Genomic DNA, 20,285 nt, shown 5'->3' on the forward strand with positions numbered 1-20,285 from the left:
ATGCGTTTGTTCGTGAGCATCGACCTGCCGAACGACCTCGCAGACAGCGTCGAAGGCGTCCAAGACCGGTTTCGTGACGCTGACGGACTGAAGTTTACCGACCCGACACAGGCCCACGTGACGCTGAAATTCCTCGGCGACGTCGAATCGGACCGCGTTCCCGATATCGAAGCGGCGCTCGAAGCCGCCGTTGCCGACGATATCGATTTCGGCCCCTTCCGGGCGACCGTGAAGGGACTCGGCGTCTTTCCGAGTCTCGACTACATCAGCGTGGTGTGGCTGGGGGTCGAGGAAGGAGCGGAGGAGATGACCTTGCTCAACGATGCCGTCGAGTCGCGCGTCTACGACTTCGGGTTCGAACCCGAAGAGAACGATTTCGTCCCACACGTCACCATCGCCAGAATGCAACACGCAGGCGGGAAAGAACTCGTACAGGAGAACGTGCGCGAACTCGACCCGACAGTTGGTCGGATGCAGGTCGAAGAGATTCGATTGACGAAGAGCGAGTTGACGAACGAGGGGCCGGAGTATTCGACCGTCGCGGCGTTCTCCCTGTAACCCCGTTTGAAAGGAACAAGATTTTAAGCTACGGCGGAAAAGTGGCAACCACTATGGGCAAGAAGTCGAAGGCCAAGAAGAAGCGGCTTTCCAAGTTGGAACGGCAGAACAGCCGCGTCCCTGCGTGGGTCATGATGAAGACCGACCGCGACGTGATGCGAAACCCCAAGCGCCGAAGCTGGCGGCGTAGCGACACCGACGAATAATGAGCACAAGTGATTTCGAGGAGCGAGTCATCACGGTTCCGCTCCGAGACGTGAAAGCAGAACCGAAGCACAAGCGCGCCGGAAAGGCGATGAAACTGGTGCGCGGACACCTCGCTCAGCACTTCAAGGTCGACGAGGATGACGTGCGTCTCGACCCCTCCATCAACGAGGCCATCTGGTCTCGCGGTCGCAAGAACCCGCCGCGAAAGCTTCGGGTTCACGCGGCCCGCTTCGAGGAAGAGGGCGAAGCCATCGTCGAGGCGGAATACGAAGAGTAGAGCGTTGCTTCGTACCGCGTTCAACGGGTCGTCGTACGTCGGCGTTTTCGCTCGCGTTACTGACGAGAATCTTCTGATTCGACCCGATCTAGACGACGAACTGGTCGAATCGCTCGGGAATGAGTTGGGCGTCGAAGTCGTCGAGACGACGCTCGGTGGGTCGTCCACCGTCGGCGCACTGATCGCAGGAAACGAGAACGGACTACTCGTGAGCAGTCGCGTGACCGACCACGAGCGCGAGCAGATCGAAGCCGTCGTCGACGTTCCCATCACCGAGTTGCCGGGGCGGATCAACGCCGCGGGAAACGTCGTGCTGGTGAACGATACCGGAGCGTACGTCCACCCGGATCTCTCACACGAGGCGGTACAGGCCGTCTCGGACGGTCTCGGCGTCCCGGTCGAGCGCGGTGAGATCGCTGGCGTTCGAACGGTTGCCACCGCCGCAGTCACCACGAACACGGGGGTTCTCTGTCACCCGAAAGCGACAGACGACGAACTCGACCGGATCGAGGACGTACTCGGCGTTCCAGCCGATATCGGCACCATCAACTACGGTGGCCCGCTCGTCGGCTCGGGACTCCTCGCCAACGCTCACGGCTACGTCGTCGGACAAGACACGACCGGGCCGGAGCTCGGACGGATCGAAGACGCACTAGGATATATCGACTGAGATTCACCAGATCGGTTTGTCCACCCCTATGAATATTGTTTGTCATTTTTTATATAAGCAGAAAATCATTTCTGAGTACTGGGAGGCAAACTGGCAGACTGGAGGGGAGTTGCAACAGTTGCAACCCCCTCCAGTGAGTCGAAGAACAGTTCCAGCCGATAAAGAAACATAATAAAAGGTGATGTATTAATAAGTAGATTGGCAAACATGTATTACCTGTAACCGTTCCCGGCAGTTCGGGACGAGGAGAACCATGAATCAACCAGTGTTACGATCCAACGAGATGGGGGACGGGGATCAGGGTTCGATAGCGACCGAAGAAAATACCGAGGATAAACTATCTCGTGACGAGATATTCCATATCCTTCGGAGTCAACGGCGGCGATATGCACTCCACTATCTCAAACACCACGAGGGCCCGACGACCATCGGCGAACTCGCCGACCAGTTGACGGCGTAGGAAAATGACATCCCGATGGAACGGATCACGTCACGTCAGCGAAAGCGCATCTATAATTCGCTTCAACAGACACATCTGCCGAAACTGGATCGAGCAGGACTCGTCGAGTACGACGCCCCACGAGGGTACGTTACACTCACCAACATCGCCGCCAGACTCGATATCTACCTCGAGATCGTCGACGAGCGAGAACTCCCGTGGGCGCAGTTCTACCTTGGATTGGGGAGCCTGAGTATCGTCCTGATGCTGGCCGTCTGGATCGAGGAATTTCCGTTCGCCCTCCTCCCGGATATCGTCTGGGGCGGATTCGTGGCGACTGCACTCTTGCTTTCGGGCATCGCACACACGATGTCGCTCCGGGCATCTCGGCTCGGAGACGGCGACGTGCCGCCAGAGATACGGAAGAACCGACGATGATCGACAGTGCAACAGTAGCTCGCAAAAACGGCTGAAAACGACGAGTACGACGAGAAGTGGGGCGAACTTCGTTCGATACGAACTGGTCGCGTGATGGTATAAAAACGCTCGGTCGAGGGAACCGAGTTAGGAAGATTCTTCCCGCTCGCTCCCGCAGGTGTGGGTATGAGAGCGATTACTCGCGGAGCGGAGGTCGAAGTACGATGATGGGCGGCGGAAACCAAGAACTTCAGCAGCTTTCCCAGCAACTCCAGCAGTTGGAAGCCGAGAAAGAAGAGCTGGAGGGCGAGATCGAGGATCTGCGCGACGAGAAGACCGAGATCGACGAAGCGATCGAAGCGATCGAGACACTCGAAACCGACTCCGTCGTGCAGGTTCCACTCGGTGGTGGCGCGTACCTTCGTGCCAGCGTCGAAGACATCGACGAGGTCATCGTGGAACTCGGCGGCGGCTACGCCGCGGAGCGTGACCAGGATGGCGCTATCGACTCGCTGAAGAGCCGAAAGGACGTCATGGACGAGCGAATCGAGGGCATCCAGGACGAGATCAGCGAAGTCGAAGACGAAAGCGACCAGCTGGAAGATCAGGCACGCCAGATGCAACAGCAGCAGATGCAACAGCAGATGCAGCAGATGCAGGGGCAACAGGACGACGAGGACGAATAATCGGCGATGTTCGACAGTCTGAAGGATAAGCTCAGTGGCTTCCGTAAGGACGTCGAGGAGACGACCGAAGAGAAGGCAGAAGAAGCCGCGGAGGCAGAGGAGAACGAGGACGCCGAGACCGAAGCGTCTGAAGCGGAAGTCGAGGCAGAATCCACCGCGGAAGAAGTCGAGTCCGAAGCGTCGGAAGCGGAAGCCGAGACGAACAACGGGCGTGGCAGCTTCACGCAGAAAGCGAAGTCGTTCGCTCGCGGTGAGATCGTCATCGAAGAGCAGGACGTCGAAGACCCGCTCTGGGAGCTGGAGATGGCACTCCTCGAAAGCGACGTGGAGATGAGCGTCGCACAGGAGATGCTCGAAGGCATCCGAAGCGACCTCGTCGGTGCCACCCGAAAGTTCAGCGCCGAAACGGGCGACGTCGTCGAGGAAGCCCTCGCTGACGCCCTGCTGTCGGTCATCAGCGTCGGCCAGTTCGACTTCGAGCAGCGAGTCTCCGACGCCGACAAACCACTCGTCATCATCTTCACCGGCGTCAACGGCGTCGGCAAGACGACGAGCATCGCCAAGATGGCGCGCTACCTCGAAGAGCGGGGCTACTCGTCGGTGCTGGCGAACGGAGACACCTACCGTGCCGGAGCGAACGAGCAGATACAGGTTCACGCCGATTCGCTGGGCAAGAAGCTCATCAGTCACGAGCAGGGCGGCGACCCGGCGGCGGTCATCTACGACGCCGTAGAGTACGCCGACGCCCACGATATCGACGTGGTGCTCGGTGATACGGCGGGGCGACTCCACACCAGCGAAGGGCTGATGGATCAGTTGGCGAAGATCGGCCGCGTCGTCGATCCGGATATGACCCTCTTCGTGGACGAGGCAGTGGCTGGACAGGACGCAGTCCAGCGTGCCAAGGAGTTCGACGAAGCCGTCGAGGTCGATGGCTCGATCCTGACCAAGGCTGACGCCGACTCGAAAGGTGGGGCCGCTATCTCCATCGCCCACGTCACGGGCAAGCCCATCCTCTTCCTCGGCGTCGGGCAGGAGTACGACGACTTAGAACGGTTCGACCCCGAAACCCTCGTGGACCGCCTGCTGGGCGACGAAGAGTAACCGAACCCGCTTTTTCCACGCGACACAGCGACCGGGAGTTGAGAGTGACGCGACTACTTCCAGATCAAGGACACTACATAGCGACGCCGAATCGCACAGCCGACACCCCGCAATCAGGTCGCGCGGCGAGGGCGGTTCGCGCTGGCCGCGAACTGCCCGAGCGACCGGGGAGGGACGGGGACGCCGAGGACGGGCGGCCCCGGCGGTTCGGGCCGCCCGTCCGCACTGCGGTCGCGGTATGTTTCCTTTGCGATTACAGTCGTCGAAGATACAACGATCCGAAAAGACGACGAACTGCGTTGAACACCGAGAAAGGCGAGTCAGTGGAAGCCGGACAAAACTCGCCATCGCACGAGTGATTCGCAATTCCCAAGACCGCCCACCGATTCCTGTCGAACGACAGCGACCCGAATTTCAACCGAAAACGAACCGTGTACCTACTCGAACTCGGCGGACAAGACGACGAATTTGCGGCTTGCGAGGCGGAGAGCGCGGCGACCGGCGTCGAACTCGTCGCGCCCGGACTCGCGCGAGCGGCGGCCATCACGGGACGAATCGAGAACCTCGCGTACACCCACCGGGCGAGCGAGCTGGTGGGCGAGACCGACACCGACATCGACAGTGCTCGCGCACTGCTCTCTGCCGCGCAGATCGACCGCGAGGGGACGGTCGCCGTTCGCGCGCAGAACGTGCGCGAGACGACAGATATCAGCACGCAGGAGGCAGAACGCGAACTCGGTCAGGTGCTCGTAGAGCGGGGCTTTTCGGTCGATCTGGACGACCCTGATAACGAACTTCGGGCGAACTTCTCCGCGGACAGTTGCCTCCTCGGCTGGCTCGAACGCGAGAGTACGCGAGACTTCGGAACTCGCATGCCGACCGACCGACCGTTCTTCCAGCCGGGAAGCATGCACCCACTGCTCGCGCGCGCACTGGCAAACGTGGCGGGCGCGCGACCCGGCGCGACCATCCTCGACCCGATGTGCGGGACGGGCGGCGTGCTCATCGAAGCCGCGCTCGTCGGGGCGCGCCCGCTCGGTGTCGACGCACAGGAGAAGATGGTTCGCGGGGCAGGGAAAAATCTCGCGCACTACGCTCCCGATGACGATTTTGGGACGGTTCGCGGGGACGCGACACATCTTCCGTTTCCCGACGACTCCATCGACGGCGTGGTGTTCGACGCACCCTACGGCAGGCAGTCCAAGATCGCCAATCTCGAACTGGACGACCTCGTCGCTGGTGCGCTCGCGGAAGCACACCGGGTCGCGTCCCGAACAGTCATCGTCGGTGACCGTTCGTGGGCGGCGGAAGCCCGAGACGCGGGATGGAATGTCGAACGCGAGTTCGAGCGCCGCGTCCATCGGTCGCTGACGCGATACATCGTGGTGCTATCTCGATAGTGAAATTTCCGAATCGAGAAATGCTATTATCCCCGGCACAAATCCACGTCTATGGAGCAATATCTGGGTCTCGTGGACGACGTACTTCGGGAGGGAGAGTACAAACCCAACCGAACCGGTGTCGATACGATTTCGACGTTCAGTCAGCACTACGAAATCGACCTGCAGGACGGCTTTCCGCTTCTGACGACGAAGCAGATGGACGGCTTTCGCTGGGATTCGATGTTACACGAACTCCTCTGGTATCTCTCCGGAGAGGAGCACGTGCGCAACCTGCGCGAGAAGACGGGCATCTGGAACGAGTGGGCCGACGAAGACGGCAACCTCGACACCGCTTACGGTCGATTCTGGCGGCGATTCCCGGTTCCCGACGAGGGGCTGCCGGGCGAGTCGTGGCCCGAAGACGGCCATCGCTGGCTGAACGACGAGGGAACCTTCGACCAGATCCAGTACGTCGTCGACGGTCTGCGCGAGAATCCGAACTCGCGGCGATTCGTCGTCTCGGCGTGGCATCCGGCCAACGCCGCCGTCTCGACGCTTCCGCCCTGTCACTACACCTTCGTCGTGAACGTACAGGGCGAGACGCTGAACCTCCACCTCACGCAGCGGTCGGGTGACGTGGCCCTCGGCATCCCATTCAATATCGCGGCGTACGCCCTGCTGGCGACCGTCCTCGCGCGCCAGACCGGCTTCGAGGTCGGGAAGTTCGCCCACACCATCGTGGACACGCACGTCTACTGCGGCAAGGGCGAGCGTGGGGAGTGGTATCGTGACAACCTCGGCGACCTACAGGCGAAATTGGCAGACGTGAGTTCGAAATCTGAGTTCGAGGAAGTACGCGAGTGGCTCGAATCGGAGGCCCCAGAAGAGGACGAAGACGGCTTCGACCATGTGCCGGGCTTGCTCACGCAACTCTCGCGCGAGCCGAGATCCCGACCGGAGATCGAGATCACGGCGGACACGCTGGACGAACTAACCTACGACGACATCACCCTGCGAGAGTACGACGCCCATCCCGGCATCCGATTCCGGGTGGCCGAGTGATGCGTCTCGTCCTCGTCGCTGCCGTCGCAGAGAACGGCGTCATCGGACGCGATGGCGGTATGCCGTGGCACTACCCCGAGGATCTGCGTCACTTCAAGGAGACGACGATGGGACACCCGGTCGTCATGGGGCGGACGACCTACGAGAGCATCGCGGCCAGGATCGACGGCCCCCTGCCGGGACGGACGAACGTCGTCCTCAGCAGGTCGAATCCGAATCTGCCGAAGGATGTCGTGCTTGTCGATGGAGTCGAGGAGGCAGTCGACACGGTTGCGGAACTGGACGACACCGCCTTCGTCGTCGGTGGCGCGACGATATACGAGCAGTTCCTTCCTCACGCCGACGAGATGGTGTTGACCGAAATCCACGAAGAGTACGAGGGAGACACACGATTTCCGGAGTGGGACGCGGAATCGTGGCAGGAGGTCGAACGCGACGAACGCGACGAGTTCGATTTCGTCCGGTACAAACGTCGCTGATTAGGCCTTACTTCCTCGCCGATGGATCGTCGGGTTCGCCCACGCGACCAGTACGCCGACGAGCAGGGCGACCAGCCACGTTCCGATTGCCGTTTGCTCGTCTGCGATTATGCTTTCGACGCCGAAAACAGCCCACAGGACGACCGTAGCGAGCCAACTGGCGATGCCGAACACCCAGACCTGCTGGTAGGAAACCGGGAGTTTGTCGAGGGCGACGAGAACACCGACGACGAGGCCCGGAGCATAGACGAGCAGAGCAGTCTGCCATGGTTGAGGATTCTCGGTCAGCAGTGGCGTAAACACGGTGAGTGGAAGCGAGAGCATCAACATGCTTCCGACGACGATACCCACCTGTTCGAATCGGTCGGGGAGGGACATAGTTACAGTTCGGTCGGCTGACGATAAAGCGATTCCTCTCGCGGCGTTCAACTCGGTGGTGCGGGCGGCCCGAGCGAGACGAGGTACACGATACCACCGATGACGATGCTCGCCAGGAAGCTCACGACGACGTGGATGAAGGTGACGAAGCCCGCCGTGCGCCACTTCAGCCGGTAGACGATGTGGAAGATGGTCAGGTCAAGTGCGAGCGCGATGACGAGGACGGCGGGCGGGAAGTACCGTTGGAGAAGGAACGGAAGTGCCGCGATCGGCAAGCCGACCGCCAGCGCGCGCGTGAGTGGTACGCTCCCGAGGACGTTGCGCGCGGCGATGTGACCGGTCACCGTGAGAAAGGCTGCGAGGAGGAGATACGTTGCAACGAGAGGCGTCAGGTCACCCAGCAATGCCATACTCGTTGGTCGAAAGCGGGGAACCTTGGATGTGCCGATTATTCCAGCAGACCGAGTTCTTCGAGACGTGAGACGATCTTATCGACTGCCTTTTCTGCGTCCTCGGGTTTCTTGCCGCCAGTGATGACGAGCTTACCGGAACCGAACAGGAGTGCGACGACTTCGGGTTCGTCGAGACGGTAGACGAGGCCGGGGAACTGCTCGGGTTCGTACTCGATATTCTCCAGACCGAGACCGATAGCGATAGCGTTGAGGTTGAGATTACGGCCGAGGTCGGCGCTGGTGACGATGTTCTGAACGACGATCTCGGGGTCTTCGTTGACCTCGATGTTCAGCTCGCGCAGTTTGTCGAAGACGATCTCGAGGCTCTCGTGGACGTCGGCAGTGCTCTTCGCACCGGTACAGACGATCTTGCCGGAACGGAAGATGAGTGCAGCCGACTTCGGGTTCTGGGTTCGGTAGACGAGACCAGGGAACTGTTCAGGGTCGTAATCAGCACCCTCCAGGTCCATGGCGACACTCTGAAGGTCGAGTTCCTGCCCAATGCCCGTCGAAGCGACCACGTTTTCAATGTTGATGGTTTCCTTGGGGTCGGTCATAGCGCGACTTAAATGTCGTATTTAAGGTTTATAAAGGTTGGTAGTCCTTGCTGACACGTCTCAAATGGCCTTTATGAACACTCTCGGGACGGAATCTTGATGTAGGAGGTTCTATGGACGGACACGAGCTAAGTCAGCATCCTACACGGCCTTTGGCCACGATTTCCACAGAGCGAGATGGCGTAGACCTTAACAGTACGCCGCCCCAATCGATGGATAATGACCGACGAGCGAAGTCACAAGTTCTCCGAAGGGGAAGGCTTCGGCGACCCGTACGACGAGTTCGATCTCGACCCTCCCGAACTCGAAGTGAACCCGGACGAAGTCGACCCCGTCGACTCCCGCGTCGTTACGGATATGCTCGACCAACAGGCGATCCCCCGCGACCGAGTGTCCGTCGAAGACCTCGTCGAAGTCGGCCTGAGCTACATGCAGATCAACCGCTTCGAACAGGCGACCGAGACGTTCGAGCGCGCGGCCCGCTTCGCCGAGGAAGATTCCCTCGAAGCCCAAGAGGCATGGGTGAACAAGGGCGCGGCACATGGCCAACTCGAAGAGTGGGACGACGCCATCGGTGCGTACCGCGAAGCTCTGCGGATCGACGACGATAGCGAACACGCGGCCACCGCCGAGACGAATCTCGCCTACGCCCTCTGGGAGTCCGGCCAGACCGAGCAGGCACTCGAACACTCCGAACGCGCCGTCGAGATCGACCAGCGATTCCCGCAGGCGTGGTTCAACCGGGGCTTTTTCCTGCTCGAACGCGGCCTCGCAGAGGACGCCCTGAACTGTCTCGACAACGCGATTCGGCTCGGCTTCCGGAACGCGCAGGTCGTCGAAGAGAAGGCTCGCGCGCTGGAGGAACTGGGCGAAGACGAGGAGGCCGAACGACTCGCGGAGGAGGCCGAGGAGATGCGACGGGAGGCGGAAGAAGAGTTGATACAGGAATGATACTCCGGGAGCGCGACACGCAGGAAGGATTGCTGGTCGCCGTCTGCGATGACGACGTGCTCGGCGAGACGTTCGAGGCCGAAAACGTCTCGCTCACCGTCACCGAGGAGTTCTACGGCGGCGACGAGGTGGACGAGAGCGAGGTCGTGGACAGCCTCGAACGCGCTAGCGTAGCAAACATCGTCGGCACCGAATCCGTAGCGCTCGCGGTCGAAGAGGGCTTCGTAGACGAAGAAAGTGTCCTCGACCTCGACTCGACACGGCACGCGCAGTTCTTGCGGATGTAGTCTCCACCGGCCCACACTCGGTAAGTCGGAGCACATGCGCGACTCACGGTCGGTTCGGATGAGTGAGATGGTAGAGCAGTTCGTACTCTCCGACGTTCCGTCCGTCTTCGAGGGTCTCTTCCATCACTTCCTTGTGTTCCCGATCTATCTCGTGCGTCGAGTTTTCGAATGCCTCGTGCGCACGCTGTGCGTCTTCTGATTCCATGTAGTACACCAGAAAGTCGCCCTCGTCGGTTCGCTCGATGAAGGCGGATTCGCTATACATACCTTCGTTCTCGTACGTCTCGATGGCCTCCTCCTCACGCATCCGAATTTCGGCCATCCACTCCTTCAACCGCTGCGTTTTTCCCTCTTTGATTTTCTGTTTCATCATCACGACATCGACCATGACCGAGGGGAGTGTGACGGGCTACTTATACGTACTGACCTGACAGAAAAGCTTCCGAACCGGGAGAACGGGCGTAACTAATCGAGGAGCGCCGGGACGTTCACCGCGACCAGACAGAGCACCGACCCGACAGCGATGCCGCTCCCGACGGTCACCAGTCCGGTATCGAACGCGACCGCGAGGAAGGCGTGGAAGGTGCCGACGAACGCGAGACCGAGAAAGAGCAGACTCGCGCCGAGTCGTCGTTTCGAGACCATACGAACGCGAAGGGCCGGAGTGTCTTAAGTTACGTCGCCCCCGTGTAACCGAAACCGGTTTCGTTCGTCTCGCCGGACCGAAGGAGTGTTTTGACTCGAACACCAATCGAACGGTAATGGCAACACAACGATCAGATGCGTTGGATGTAGGGCGCATCCGGGAGGATTTTCCGATCCTCCAGCGGGAGTTCAACGGCGAGCAACTCGTCTATCTCGACAACGCGGCGACGACCCAGACGCCCGAGCCGGTGGTCGAATCTATCTCTGACTACTACCGGAACTACAACGCGAACGTCCATCGCGGCATCCACCAGTTGAGTCAAGAGGCGTCCATCGCCTACGAGGAGGCCCACGACCGCCTCGCCGAATTCATCGGTGCGAGTGGTGGTCGCGAGGAGATGGTGTTCACGAAGAACACGACGGAATCGGAGAACCTCGTCGCCTACGCGTGGGGACTCGAAGAACTCGGGCCGGGCGACGAAGTCGTCTTGACCGAGATGGAACACCACGCCTCGCTGGTGACCTGGCAACAACTCGCGAAGAAGACCGGCGCGGACGTGAAGTACATCCCTATCGACGAGCAGGGGTACCTCGATATGGACGCCGCGCGGGAGATGATCACCGACGATACGAAGATGGTGAGCGTCGTCCACGTCTCGAACACGCTCGGGACGACGAACCCGGTCGGTGAACTCGCCGACATCGCGCACGACCACGGCGCCTACATCTTCGTGGATGGGGCGCAGGCGGTGCCGAACCGCCCCGTCGATGTCGAAGCGATCGACGCCGACTTCTACGCCTTCTCCGGCCACAAGATGGCAGGCCCGACCGGTATCGGCGGCCTGTACGGCAAGAAACACATTCTGGAGGAGATGGAGCCGTACCTCTACGGCGGCGAGATGATCCGCAAAGTGACCTACGAAGATGCGACGTGGGAAGACCTGCCATGGAAGTTCGAGGCCGGGACGCCGAATATCGCGCAAGGAGTCGCGCTGGCCGCCGCAGTGGACTATCTGGAAGACATCGGCATGGAGCGTATCCAGCGCCACGAAGAGCAACTCGCGGAGTACGCCTACGACCGCCTGACCGAGGAAGGCGACGTGGAGATCTACGGCCCACCGGGCGACGACCGGGGCGGCCTCGTCTCATTCAACGTCGACAGCGTCCACGCTCACGACCTTTCGAGCATCGTCAACGACCACGCGGTCGCCATCCGGGCGGGTGACCACTGCACGCAACCACTCCACGACAAACTCGGTATCGCGGCCTCGGCGCGGGCGTCCTTCTACATCTACAACACCCGCGAGGAGGTCGACAAACTGGTCGAGGCCGTCGACGACGCCCGGCAGTTGTTCGCGCAGTAGCGCCCTTTCTGATTTACTTCTGGAAATCTATCTTTCGATAGTTACGACCTTTCATACGACAGAAATCAGACAATTTTTCTAATAACGCTAACAAAACAGAGTCAGAGACGAATGACGACACAGAACCTCCCGGAAACAGTCCGACCCCGAGCGAAGACCTACTTCGAAGACGTCGCTCCCGCACACGACTGGCATCACGTCCGGCGAGTCGCCACCCTCGCGGAAACGCTCGTCTCGGAGTACGACGCGAACGAAACGGTTCTGTTCACGGCGGTCTGGCTCCATGACGTCGGCAGGGGACGCGAAGACCGGGGAGAGATCGACGACCACGCAGGGTGGGGTGCGAAGGAGGCAGGGCGAATCCTCGCCGAGTACGACGTGTCCGATTCGGAAATCGAATCCGTCCAACACTGCATCCGGGCGCATCGCTTTTCGAACGACGTGGAACCCGAGACGCTGGAAGCGAAACTGCTCTCGGACGCGGACAATCTCGACGCCATCGGTGCGGTCGGAATCGCCCGGAACTTCTGTTTCAGCGGCGAACACGACCAGGCACTCCACGACCCCGCCCTGCCGCTGGACGCGGACGACACCACTTCCGGCGCCACTGCTATCAACCACTTCTACAAGAAGATCCTCCGGCTTCCGGAGCGGATGTACACCGACGCTGGCCGACGGCTGGCCGACGAGCGTGGAGCGTTCGTAGAGCGGTTCCTCGAACGATTCGAGCACGAGGTGGCTGGCGAGCTTTGATCGCCGAGAAGACCTGAAAACTTTTCAGCCCTCCAGCGGATAACGGGCTATGGATTCCAACGAGCGAGCGATCTCACCAGAGGAGGCCTTCTCTCTCCTCGGGAGCGACACCCGACTCAGCATCGTGCAAGCACTCTGGAAGGCCGACGAACCACTGTCGTTCTCCGAACTGCACGATCGGGTCGGACTCCGTGACAGCGGCCAGTTCAACTACCATCTGAACAAACTCGTCGGGCTGTTCGTCCGACAGAAAGACGGAAAGTACGAACTGCCGTTCGCCGGGAATCGAGTCATCGGCGCGATCCTCTCCGGAACGTACACGCAACGATCGTCGGCGGAGACGTTCGAGCTCGACTCGCCATGTCACGAGTGTGGAACGACACTGGCTGCAACGTACGACGAGGAGACGGTCAAAATCAGGTGCCCGTCCTGCGACGAACGGCTGTCTCAGTTCGGGTTTCCACCGGGAGCGTTCGAAGGCCGGAACGTCGCCGAGCTTCCGAGAACGTTCGACCGATGGGTTCGGAACGTCTTCTCGATGATGGCAGATGGGATCTGTCCGAACTGTTCGGGACGCACGGTCGGGTCGCTCATCACCGAGTCGGAGTACGTTGATCCGGACGATGTGGTCGGTGTGAAGTTCGCCTGCGAGCAGTGTACCAACGGCGTCTTCGGTTCGGTCGGGTCGTACCTCCTCCAGCACTCGGCAGTCATCGCGTTCCACTACCAGCACGGTATCGACCTGGCAGAACACACCCTCTGGGAGTTGGATTGGCTCCTCGATAACGACCCGGAGATCGTGTCGGACGAGCCATTGCTGGTCGAGTATACCATCGAATTTGCAGACGACGAACTCGAACTCACCGTAGATGACGATCTGAACGTCACCGTCGGGGACGTGTGAATCCAATGCTCCAGGGAATGTCCACGAGCGAGGATACCGAAGGGAGGCAGTACGGATCGACCCGGCCAGTACGGGCGGAATCGTCGGAATCCTTTTAGGCCAGACTCTCTTACCCAGATTCAACTATGAGCATGGGTTCGGACATGTACCGGCAGCAGATCCTCGACCACTACCGGAACCCGCGCAACTACGGTGAACTGGACGAGCCCAGCTTCACCCACGAAGGGGTCAATCCGTCCTGTGGTGACGAACTCGAATTCGACGTGATACTCGATGACGACGATGAAACCATCGAACGAGTCGCGTTTCGGGGCGATGGCTGTGCCATCAGTCAAGCCAGCGCGAGCATGCTCTCGAAGAAGCTTCCGGGGATGACGCTCGCCGAAGTCGAGGAACTGGACAGAGACGACGTCATCGATATGCTCGGCGTCGAGATCAGCCCGATGCGAGTGAAATGTGCGGTGCTCGCCGAGAAGGTCGTCCAGGACGGTGCAGAGATCTACGAAGGCGAAAAGCAACTCGACCAGACGACGACAGAAGACTGAAATCTCGTTTTCGATAAAAAGCGTGGTCGGCAGTGTGACCCAGCCGACAGCGAACCCGGCTACTTCCGTTCGGGTTCTCGCTGTACGTCCCGACCGAGGGCTTTTGCGATGGCAAGCATGAAGCCCAGTCCGGTCTGAACCTCCGGGTCACGGGTCGCGCGAAGCATGCCGACCATGCCGACGCGCTCCGGCGGTGTTTCGGGGTCGCTGGCGTCACCGACCGCGTGCAACAGCGTCTCCATCCCCCGGATCGTATCGGGGTCGGATGCCGTGTCTGCGACTTCGCCGAGCGAACTTCCGGCACCAACGAGCGTCGCAACCATCTCGTCGTCCAGCGCGCCCGAGAGCAGCGAAACGAGATCGGCGAGTTGCGCGAGTTCGTCCAGCGTGCCGCTCTCCTGCAGGCGCACGAGCGTCTCCAGGGCGTCGGCGAGTTCCGTTCCGTTCTCGCCGACCGATTCGGACAGTTCGACGGTCTCCTGCGTTGCGAGGCCATCTGCGGCCTCCGCGAGGGTTCCCGCCGTCCCGGCTAGCTCTGCGACCATCCGGTCGTCGAGAGCGGCAGTTCCGACTTCGGCCGCGTCAAGGACGCCGTTCACCAACCCGAGTCGTTCCATCAGGCGGGCGACTTCCTCGGGATTCTCGGCGATCGCCTCTTCGAGGGCGTCTCTCCCTTCGGTTTGGGTGGTCTGTTCTGGCATCTCGGTCACCTCACAGGAGTCCCCGTGCGGTCAGCCAGTAGGACTCGTTGTACGAGAGCTTCGCCCAGTGGACGAACTTCGAAGGGTCGCGCACGGTCGGCTGGCGGCCGTACTCGAACTCGACGAACGTCGCTTCGTCCATGCCGGATTCGATGAAGCAGACCGTCTTGCCCTCGAATCTGGCGGTCGGGGTACGACCCCGAATCCGACTGGCGAGGCGGTCGGCGACGACGCCTGCCTCGTAGTGGGCCACACTGCCCGCTTTGCTCGTCGGCACGTCGGCGGTGTCACCGATAGCGTAGACGTTCTCCGCGTCCGTCGCTTCGAGCGTCTGCTTGTCGACCGACACCCAGCCGTCGTCGCCGAGACCGGCCTCCTTGATGAGGTCGTCGCCGCTGTGGGGCGGGATGGCGACCAGCAGGTCGTAGTCCATCTCCGAGCCCTCCATCGTCTGGAGCACCTCCTCGTCTGGGTCGACCGCGTCGACGTTGAAGAACGTCTCGACGTTGATATCCCGCTTTTCGAGTTCCGGTGTCGCCCATTCGGCGATGGATTCCACCGAGTGGGCGCGGCCGATGGGGTAGGTGTAGGTCAACTCGACGTCCTCACGCCGACCCTGCTTGCGGAGCCAGTCGTCCGCCATGAAGACGAACTCCAGCGGTGCGGCAGGGCACATGTGGGGTACGCCGATGACGCTGAGCACGAGGTGCCCCTCTTCGAGCTCGACCATGGCGTCACGCAGCGCCTCGGCTCCCTCGGGACCGTAGAAGTGGTGGCCGCCCTCTTTGAGGCCGGGCACGTCTTCCGGCGTGAGCTTGGCACCGGTCGCGAGCACGAGGTAGTCGTAGTCGAGCGTCTCGTGGCCGTCCTGACACTGGAGGCGTTTCTCGTCGGTGTCGATATCCACGACGCGGTTGATGCGAAGTTCGACACGCCGATCCAGTAGCTCCGAGACTGGCCTGCTGGCTTCGTCGACCTCCCGTTCCCCGAACGGAACGTAGAGGTACATGGGCTTGTACACGTGGTCCGGGCTGTCAGTGACGAGCGTGACGGATACCTCGCCCGCATCGATCTCTGTCCCGAGTTTGTCTGCGAGTCGGTTGGCGAGAACCGTCCCGCCGGTTCCACCACCGACGATGGCGATTCGTTTCATGCTTTCTTCACGTAGAGGCTCCAGTAGTCACCGTGGTCGACGGTGTCGACCAGTTCGTGACCGGCCTTGTCGACCCACTCTGGAACGTCCTTCTTCGATCCACCGTCTTCGGTCTGTAGTTCGATGACGGTGCCGGAGTCTGCACCCTTTATTTTCCCGATGAGATCCATCAGGGGGCCGGGGCAGGTTGCACCGCGCGAGTCGATCGTCACGTCAGGTTCGATTTTGGATTCACTCATTTTGATCACCAGTGTGTTTTTAGACGAATATTACGTTCTTGTCCTGTGCCATCTCGAGGAACCCGGCGACGCCGAGTTCGTCGTCGAAGACGTCGACGTAGTCGTCGAGCGTGTTCCCGAGCATGTCCATCGCCATCGTGCAGGCGTAGACGGACAGGGGGCCGAGTTCCTTCGCCTGTTCGAGCTGTTCGGTGAACAGGGGGACGTGGACTTCCGTCGCGGTCATCATCGCCTCGGCGACGCGACCGCCTTTGAAGTCCATGTGTTCGACGGCTTCCTTCTCGAACGGGTTGAGGCCGTTCATCGTCACGAAGATATCTACCGGGATGTCGGATGCCGCAGCGACCGACCCGATGATACTCGCAGCCTGAATCTTCTCGATGTCCTCGGAGGCGAGGACGATTGCAAAGCCATTCATGAGTCTTTCACATGTAGAGAGACGCAGTTCACGGATATAATATTGCGAGGTTATTCCAACATTGTGAGAATTGTGTCGTGTGTCCCCCTTCATCACACAGCGAAACGAGTTCGTACAGGACTAGTACGAACTCCAGTAGAGAGAAGGGACGGAACGGTATTTAGTGTTGTGGCGAGCGGTATAGCAGCAGGGAGAGCAGCTGCTCGATAGGTTTGCACTCTTGTAGAATAAAATCAATTCTTCGATCTCTTACTCGGGCTTCAGGCCACCGTCCTGCACGCGCATGACAGCCTCACCGTCTGCGAGGTTCGGTGCGTCTACGAGACGGACGATACGCTTGTCACCCTTCGATTTGCGGAGGTACATCCGGAAAGTCGATTTGTGGCCGAGGATGTTGCCACCGATGGGCTGGGTCGGGTCACCGAAGAACGAATCGGGGTTGGACGAGACCTGATTCGTCACGACGATAGCGGTGTTGTACAGGTTACCGACCTTATCGATGTCGTGAAGGTGTTTGTTCAGCTTCTGCTGGCGTTCTGCGAGTTGACCACGCCCGACGTACTCGGCACGGAAGTGAGCCGTGAGGCTGTCCACACAGACCAGGCGAACGGGCCACTCGCTCTCTTCGTGCTCGCCAGCGAGTTCCTGGGCCTTCTCCGCGAGGAGCATCTGGTGGTTGGAGTTGAACGCCTTGGCGACGTGGATCTTGTCGAGGAAGTCGTCGATGAGTTCATCCATCGCCTCGTCGTCGTCGGGCGACCCTTCGATCTCGCGGTCGTCCATCGCGGCCTGGATGGCCTCCTCCGGAAGCCCGCGAACCATGTCGTCGATACGCTCGGGACGGAACGTGTCTTCGCTGTCGATGAAGATGGTGCTCCCGCCGAGACCACCCTGCTCGCGGGGGAGTTGGACGTTCACCGCGAGCTGGTGGGTGACCTGCGACTTACCGGCACCGAACTCACCGTACACTTCGGTGATGGACTGCGTTTCGACGCCGCCGCCGAGCAGTTCGTCTACCTCGTCGATCTGCCAGCTGAGTTTGCCGATCCGCTCGCGTCGTTCGAGTACCTGTGTGCCGGTTTCGAACCCACCGATGTCGGCCTCCTTTCGTGCGGCCTGGATGATGTCGGTGGCGGTGCTCTCGCCCACGTCGGCGGTGTTGCTGAGTTCGCCGGGGCTTGCGACCGCGAGACTCTGGTACGAATCGAATCCTGCGTCACGGAGTTTCTCTGCCGTTGCCGGGCCAACGCCCGGTAGTGCTTCGAGGTCTGCGTCTGCCATCGTACTCGCTCCTTGTGCTTCCCATCATATAAAGCTCCGTTAACAGCAGAGTGAAAGTAGAAATGGGAGCAGGCGTCGGGATAGTAGAATCGAAATAGCAGCCTTTAGATAGGAAGACGTGTTGTCGTGCCAACTACTCCCACGGATGTTGGCTGGCGCGGTCGGGCCAGAGTGGGTACCAGTACTCTTTTTCGGGTTCTATCTCAAGTTCGCCGTCCAAAAGGCTCTCCAGTTTGAACTCGGCGGACGAATCGCGGTCGTGACCGGATTTCGGTGCGAAGGGGTAGTACGCACCTCGGCGGAACGAGTACACCCAGTAGACGTAGTTGCCGTCGCGCTGGAAGCCGAAAAGTGCGGCGAGCAAACGTGACCCGTAGCCTTCCTCGACGAAGGTGTCGGCGGCGAAGTGGAGACTGGTCACGAGGTCTTCGAAGTCGTCGTCTTCGAGGACGACCCACGAGTAGCCGTGGTCGTCCTCGTGTGCCCACGCGTCCGTGCCCGTCTCCTCTTTCCCCGCTTCGAGGATGGCGTGAACCTCGTCCACTGCCTCGCGGAAGTCCATGCTATCGACCTGCGAGAAACAGAGTGCAGCCATCCCGACCGGTTCGTACCCGAGATCGGCCTCCATCGTGACGTAGGCCGTGCTCATGCCGAAGAGATCTTCCGGGTCGGCGTCGCGTCCGGCGTCCGTTTCAGCACGGATACCGAGCACTTCGCGGAGTCCGTCCAGCAGTCCCATATCGAGGGGGTACGAGCGCAAGGGGAAAAAGGAGGTCGGTCGTTAACCGGCACTTAATAAAGGGGAAGGATGGCTTCGGAGAAAGCGATGAAGACGCATTCCAGACGCCGGTTTCTCCAACTCGCCGGGGCAGGCACTGCGGTCGCCCTCGCCGGTTGTACGGGAGAGAGTTCCGGAACCCCAGGGACGACCACTGGAACCGACACCGAAACGGAGACCGAGACGGAGACGACGACCAGCCAAGAGACGACCACGGAGACACAGGAAACGACGATGAGCACGGTATTTCACTACAGCAGTGGCAAAGACCATCAAAAACACGCGGTGGCGAACGTCGCCAACCTCCTCGACGACGATTCTACGGACGTCGAGACAGTCGCCCTGGTCGCCAACGGGCAGGGCATCCGACTCGTGATGGCTGGGGAGTCCACCGTGGCAGACAAAGTCACCGCGCTCGCTAAACGTGGCGTCGAGTTCAAAGCGTGTCAGAACAGTATGGAGGCGTTCAACTTCTCCACGGGAGACCTGCTGGCGGGCGTCGAAACCGTCCCAGCAGGCGTCGGCGAACTCACGAAACTGCAGGCGGACGGTTACGCCTACATCAAGACGCCCTAGAAGGACTCCATCTCGCGTTCGAGTTCGCGCAGTCGCTCGACCCGGCGTTCGGTGCTCGGGTGCGTACTGAACAGTTTCCCGATGAAGCCGCTCCGGATGGGGATGATGAAGAAGGCATTCATCTCCGCCTCTTGCCGCAGGTCTTCTTTCGGCACCTTGTCCATCCGCCCGTCAATGGTCATCAGGGCCGAGGCGAGCGCCGATGGCTTGCCGGTGATGGTCGCTCCGCCCCGGTCTGCGGCGAACTCGCGGTAGCGCGAGAGCGCCCGGATGAGGATGTAGCTGACGATCCAGACGACGAGCGACGCGATGATGGCGACCCAGATCGGTGCCTGATTGCGTCGGTCACCGCCGCCGAACAGCCAGCCCCAGCGGACGACCATGAAGGCGATGGTCGAGAGGAACGACGCGATGGTCATCACCATCATGTCGCGGTTCTTGACGTGTGCGAGTTCGTGTGCGATGACGCCTTCAAGTTCCTCCTGGTTCAACGTCTGTAGCAGTCCGGTCGTCACGCAGACGGCGGCTTTCTTCTGTGAACGGCCCGTCGCGAAGGCATTCGGAACTCGCTGGTCGCTGACGGCCACCTTCGGCTTCGGGAGGTCGGCCTGCTGCGAGAGACGGCCCACCATCGCGTGAAGTTGCGGATACTCCTCTTCGCTCACCTCGCGTGCGCCCATGCTCCACAGGGTGAGTCGGTCGCTGAAGAAGAACTGACCGAGCGAGAAGCTGGCCAACACCAGGATGAACAGCAGATTTACCTCCCCGAAGTAGGCCAACAGCACCCCGGCGAACACGATATACAGCGCGAACAACAGGAACATCGTCAGCCCCATTCTGGCTCGAAGTCCCCAATCTGCTTTCCACTTCATGTGGCTGTCTAGGGATTCCGACCGTTTAAAGATTCGTCGCATGCGCGAGGAAGTAGCGCGGGAGGAAACCGATGCGGATAGCAGATGGCAGAACCAGATGCGGATAGCAGGGTCGTAGTACAGCGACAGTGGATCGACTCACTTGAACTC

Annotated in this window: 28 protein-coding genes and 1 pseudogene; 17 read left to right on the plus strand and 12 right to left on the minus strand. The window is 60.5% G+C overall.

Annotated elements, in window-relative coordinates:
* The 10 genes and pseudogenes from thpR (at position 1) to ACR3FE_RS16610 (ending at position 7,281) form a co-directional block, all read left to right on the plus strand.
* Positions 1–558 carry an RNA 2',3'-cyclic phosphodiesterase gene (thpR, locus tag ACR3FE_RS16565; protein WP_458208447.1) on the plus strand — a complete coding sequence of 186 codons (558 nt, stop codon included), beginning with the start codon at positions 1–3 and terminating at the stop codon, positions 556–558.
* Positions 559–611: 53 nt separating this feature from the next.
* Positions 612–764 (plus strand): 50S ribosomal protein L39e, encoded by a 153-nt coding sequence (locus tag ACR3FE_RS16570; protein ID WP_458208448.1) that lies wholly within the window; start codon positions 612–614, stop codon positions 762–764.
* Positions 764–1,042, plus strand: a complete 279-nt coding sequence (locus tag ACR3FE_RS16575) for a 50S ribosomal protein L31e (protein WP_458208449.1) — start codon at positions 764–766, stop codon at positions 1,040–1,042. The genes ACR3FE_RS16570 and ACR3FE_RS16575 overlap by 1 nt, the downstream gene beginning before the upstream one ends.
* A 4-nt stretch (positions 1,043–1,046) precedes the next feature.
* Positions 1,047–1,712, plus strand: a complete 666-nt coding sequence (locus ACR3FE_RS16580; protein WP_458208450.1) for a translation initiation factor IF-6 — start codon at positions 1,047–1,049, stop codon at positions 1,710–1,712.
* Positions 1,713–1,995: 283 nt separating this feature from the next.
* A pseudogene (locus ACR3FE_RS16585) lies at positions 1,996–2,589 on the plus strand (DUF7344 domain-containing protein).
* Between the two features lie 206 nt (positions 2,590–2,795).
* Positions 2,796–3,254, plus strand: a complete 459-nt coding sequence (gene pfdA / locus ACR3FE_RS16590; RefSeq protein WP_458208529.1) for a prefoldin subunit alpha — start codon at positions 2,796–2,798, stop codon at positions 3,252–3,254.
* A gap of 6 nt (positions 3,255–3,260) precedes the next feature.
* Positions 3,261–4,358, plus strand: coding sequence for a signal recognition particle-docking protein FtsY (ftsY, locus tag ACR3FE_RS16595; RefSeq protein ID WP_458208451.1), 1,098 nt, complete (start codon positions 3,261–3,263; stop codon positions 4,356–4,358).
* 431 nt (positions 4,359–4,789) lie between these two features.
* Complete coding sequence (locus ACR3FE_RS16600; protein ID WP_458208452.1) at positions 4,790–5,758, plus strand: methyltransferase domain-containing protein; 969 nt, start codon at positions 4,790–4,792, stop codon at positions 5,756–5,758.
* Positions 5,759–5,809: 51 nt separating this feature from the next.
* Entirely contained in the window at positions 5,810–6,802 is a 993-nt protein-coding gene (gene thyA / locus ACR3FE_RS16605; RefSeq protein WP_458208453.1) for a thymidylate synthase, read from the plus strand.
* Positions 6,802–7,281, plus strand: a complete 480-nt coding sequence (locus ACR3FE_RS16610) for a dihydrofolate reductase (protein WP_458208454.1) — start codon at positions 6,802–6,804, stop codon at positions 7,279–7,281. Before thyA ends, ACR3FE_RS16610 begins: the two co-directional genes overlap by 1 nt.
* Here the strand turns inward: ACR3FE_RS16610 and ACR3FE_RS16615 are convergent, their stop codons facing one another.
* From ACR3FE_RS16615 to ACR3FE_RS16625, 3 genes are read right to left on the minus strand one after another with little or no spacing between them, the layout of a single operon-like run.
* The gene (locus tag ACR3FE_RS16615) at positions 7,282–7,659 is read right to left on the minus strand and encodes a hypothetical protein (RefSeq protein ID WP_458208455.1); all 378 of its coding nucleotides are present in this window, start codon (positions 7,657–7,659) and stop codon (positions 7,282–7,284) included.
* A gap of 47 nt (positions 7,660–7,706) precedes the next feature.
* Entirely contained in the window at positions 7,707–8,069 is a 363-nt protein-coding gene (locus ACR3FE_RS16620; protein WP_458208456.1) for a DUF7473 family protein, read from the minus strand.
* A 38-nt stretch (positions 8,070–8,107) separates the two neighbouring features.
* Positions 8,108–8,668, minus strand: a complete 561-nt coding sequence (locus tag ACR3FE_RS16625; protein WP_458208457.1) for a TATA-box-binding protein — start codon at positions 8,666–8,668, stop codon at positions 8,108–8,110.
* 219 nt (positions 8,669–8,887) lie between these two features.
* Here ACR3FE_RS16625 and ACR3FE_RS16630 point away from each other — a divergent pair, with 219 nt between their 5' ends.
* Together ACR3FE_RS16630 and ACR3FE_RS16635 are read left to right on the plus strand one after the other, a co-directional pair.
* Positions 8,888–9,619, plus strand: coding sequence for a tetratricopeptide repeat protein (locus ACR3FE_RS16630; RefSeq protein ID WP_458208458.1), 732 nt, complete (start codon positions 8,888–8,890; stop codon positions 9,617–9,619).
* Positions 9,616–9,906, plus strand: a complete 291-nt coding sequence (locus ACR3FE_RS16635; RefSeq protein ID WP_458208460.1) for a DUF424 domain-containing protein — start codon at positions 9,616–9,618, stop codon at positions 9,904–9,906. Before ACR3FE_RS16630 ends, ACR3FE_RS16635 begins: the two co-directional genes overlap by 4 nt.
* A 43-nt stretch (positions 9,907–9,949) precedes the next feature.
* Here the strand turns inward: ACR3FE_RS16635 and ACR3FE_RS16640 are convergent, their stop codons facing one another.
* Both ACR3FE_RS16640 and ACR3FE_RS16645 read right to left on the minus strand, forming a co-directional pair.
* Complete coding sequence (locus ACR3FE_RS16640; RefSeq protein WP_458208462.1) at positions 9,950–10,294, minus strand: DUF6176 family protein; 345 nt, start codon at positions 10,292–10,294, stop codon at positions 9,950–9,952.
* Positions 10,295–10,371: 77 nt separating this feature from the next.
* Entirely contained in the window at positions 10,372–10,551 is a 180-nt protein-coding gene (locus tag ACR3FE_RS16645; RefSeq protein WP_458208464.1) for a hypothetical protein, read from the minus strand.
* Positions 10,552–10,667: 116 nt separating this feature from the next.
* Here ACR3FE_RS16645 and ACR3FE_RS16650 point away from each other — a divergent pair, with 116 nt between their 5' ends.
* From ACR3FE_RS16650 to ACR3FE_RS16665, 4 genes are all read left to right on the plus strand, one after another.
* Complete coding sequence (locus ACR3FE_RS16650; RefSeq protein ID WP_458208466.1) at positions 10,668–11,915, plus strand: aminotransferase class V-fold PLP-dependent enzyme; 1,248 nt, start codon at positions 10,668–10,670, stop codon at positions 11,913–11,915.
* Between the two features lie 111 nt (positions 11,916–12,026).
* The gene (locus tag ACR3FE_RS16655; protein WP_458208468.1) at positions 12,027–12,668 is read left to right on the plus strand and encodes an HD domain-containing protein; all 642 of its coding nucleotides are present in this window, start codon (positions 12,027–12,029) and stop codon (positions 12,666–12,668) included.
* Positions 12,669–12,717: 49 nt separating this feature from the next.
* On the plus strand, positions 12,718–13,572 hold the full coding sequence (locus ACR3FE_RS16660) for a DUF7351 domain-containing protein (RefSeq protein WP_458208469.1): 855 nt from the start codon (positions 12,718–12,720) through the stop codon (positions 13,570–13,572).
* 125 nt (positions 13,573–13,697) lie between these two features.
* The gene (locus ACR3FE_RS16665) at positions 13,698–14,117 is read left to right on the plus strand and encodes an iron-sulfur cluster assembly scaffold protein (RefSeq protein WP_458208471.1); all 420 of its coding nucleotides are present in this window, start codon (positions 13,698–13,700) and stop codon (positions 14,115–14,117) included.
* 59 nt (positions 14,118–14,176) lie between these two features.
* Here the strand turns inward: ACR3FE_RS16665 and ACR3FE_RS16670 are convergent, their stop codons facing one another.
* The 6 genes from ACR3FE_RS16670 to pspAB form a co-directional block, all read right to left on the minus strand.
* Complete coding sequence (locus ACR3FE_RS16670; protein ID WP_458208473.1) at positions 14,177–14,818, minus strand: helical membrane plugin domain-containing protein; 642 nt, start codon at positions 14,816–14,818, stop codon at positions 14,177–14,179.
* 10 nt (positions 14,819–14,828) lie between these two features.
* Positions 14,829–15,971 carry an NAD(P)/FAD-dependent oxidoreductase gene (locus tag ACR3FE_RS16675; protein WP_458208474.1) on the minus strand — a complete coding sequence of 381 codons (1,143 nt, stop codon included), beginning with the start codon at positions 15,969–15,971 and terminating at the stop codon, positions 14,829–14,831.
* Positions 15,968–16,210 (minus strand): sulfurtransferase TusA family protein, encoded by a 243-nt coding sequence (locus tag ACR3FE_RS16680; RefSeq protein ID WP_458208476.1) that lies wholly within the window; start codon positions 16,208–16,210, stop codon positions 15,968–15,970. The genes ACR3FE_RS16675 and ACR3FE_RS16680 overlap by 4 nt, the downstream gene beginning before the upstream one ends.
* Positions 16,211–16,229: 19 nt before the next feature.
* On the minus strand, positions 16,230–16,628 hold the full coding sequence (locus ACR3FE_RS16685; protein ID WP_458208477.1) for a DsrE/DsrF/DrsH-like family protein: 399 nt from the start codon (positions 16,626–16,628) through the stop codon (positions 16,230–16,232).
* A gap of 249 nt (positions 16,629–16,877) precedes the next feature.
* The gene (radA, locus tag ACR3FE_RS16690) at positions 16,878–17,909 is read right to left on the minus strand and encodes a DNA repair and recombination protein RadA (protein ID WP_458208478.1); all 1,032 of its coding nucleotides are present in this window, start codon (positions 17,907–17,909) and stop codon (positions 16,878–16,880) included.
* 133 nt (positions 17,910–18,042) lie between these two features.
* Positions 18,043–18,648: a PspA-associated protein PspAB gene (gene pspAB / locus ACR3FE_RS16695; RefSeq protein WP_458208480.1), complete on the minus strand. Its 606-nt coding sequence runs from the start codon at positions 18,646–18,648 to the stop codon at positions 18,043–18,045.
* 87 nt (positions 18,649–18,735) lie between these two features.
* Between pspAB and ACR3FE_RS16700 the strand changes: the two genes are divergently transcribed.
* On the plus strand, positions 18,736–19,263 hold the full coding sequence (locus tag ACR3FE_RS16700) for a DsrE family protein (RefSeq protein WP_458208481.1): 528 nt from the start codon (positions 18,736–18,738) through the stop codon (positions 19,261–19,263).
* Here ACR3FE_RS16700 and htpX read toward each other — a convergent pair.
* Positions 19,260–20,135, minus strand: coding sequence for a zinc metalloprotease HtpX (gene htpX / locus ACR3FE_RS16705; protein WP_458208483.1), 876 nt, complete (start codon positions 20,133–20,135; stop codon positions 19,260–19,262). The genes ACR3FE_RS16700 and htpX overlap by 4 nt on opposite strands.
* Positions 20,136–20,285: the final 150 nt, after the last annotated feature.

It is taken from the genome of Haladaptatus rarus (assembly GCF_054177585.1).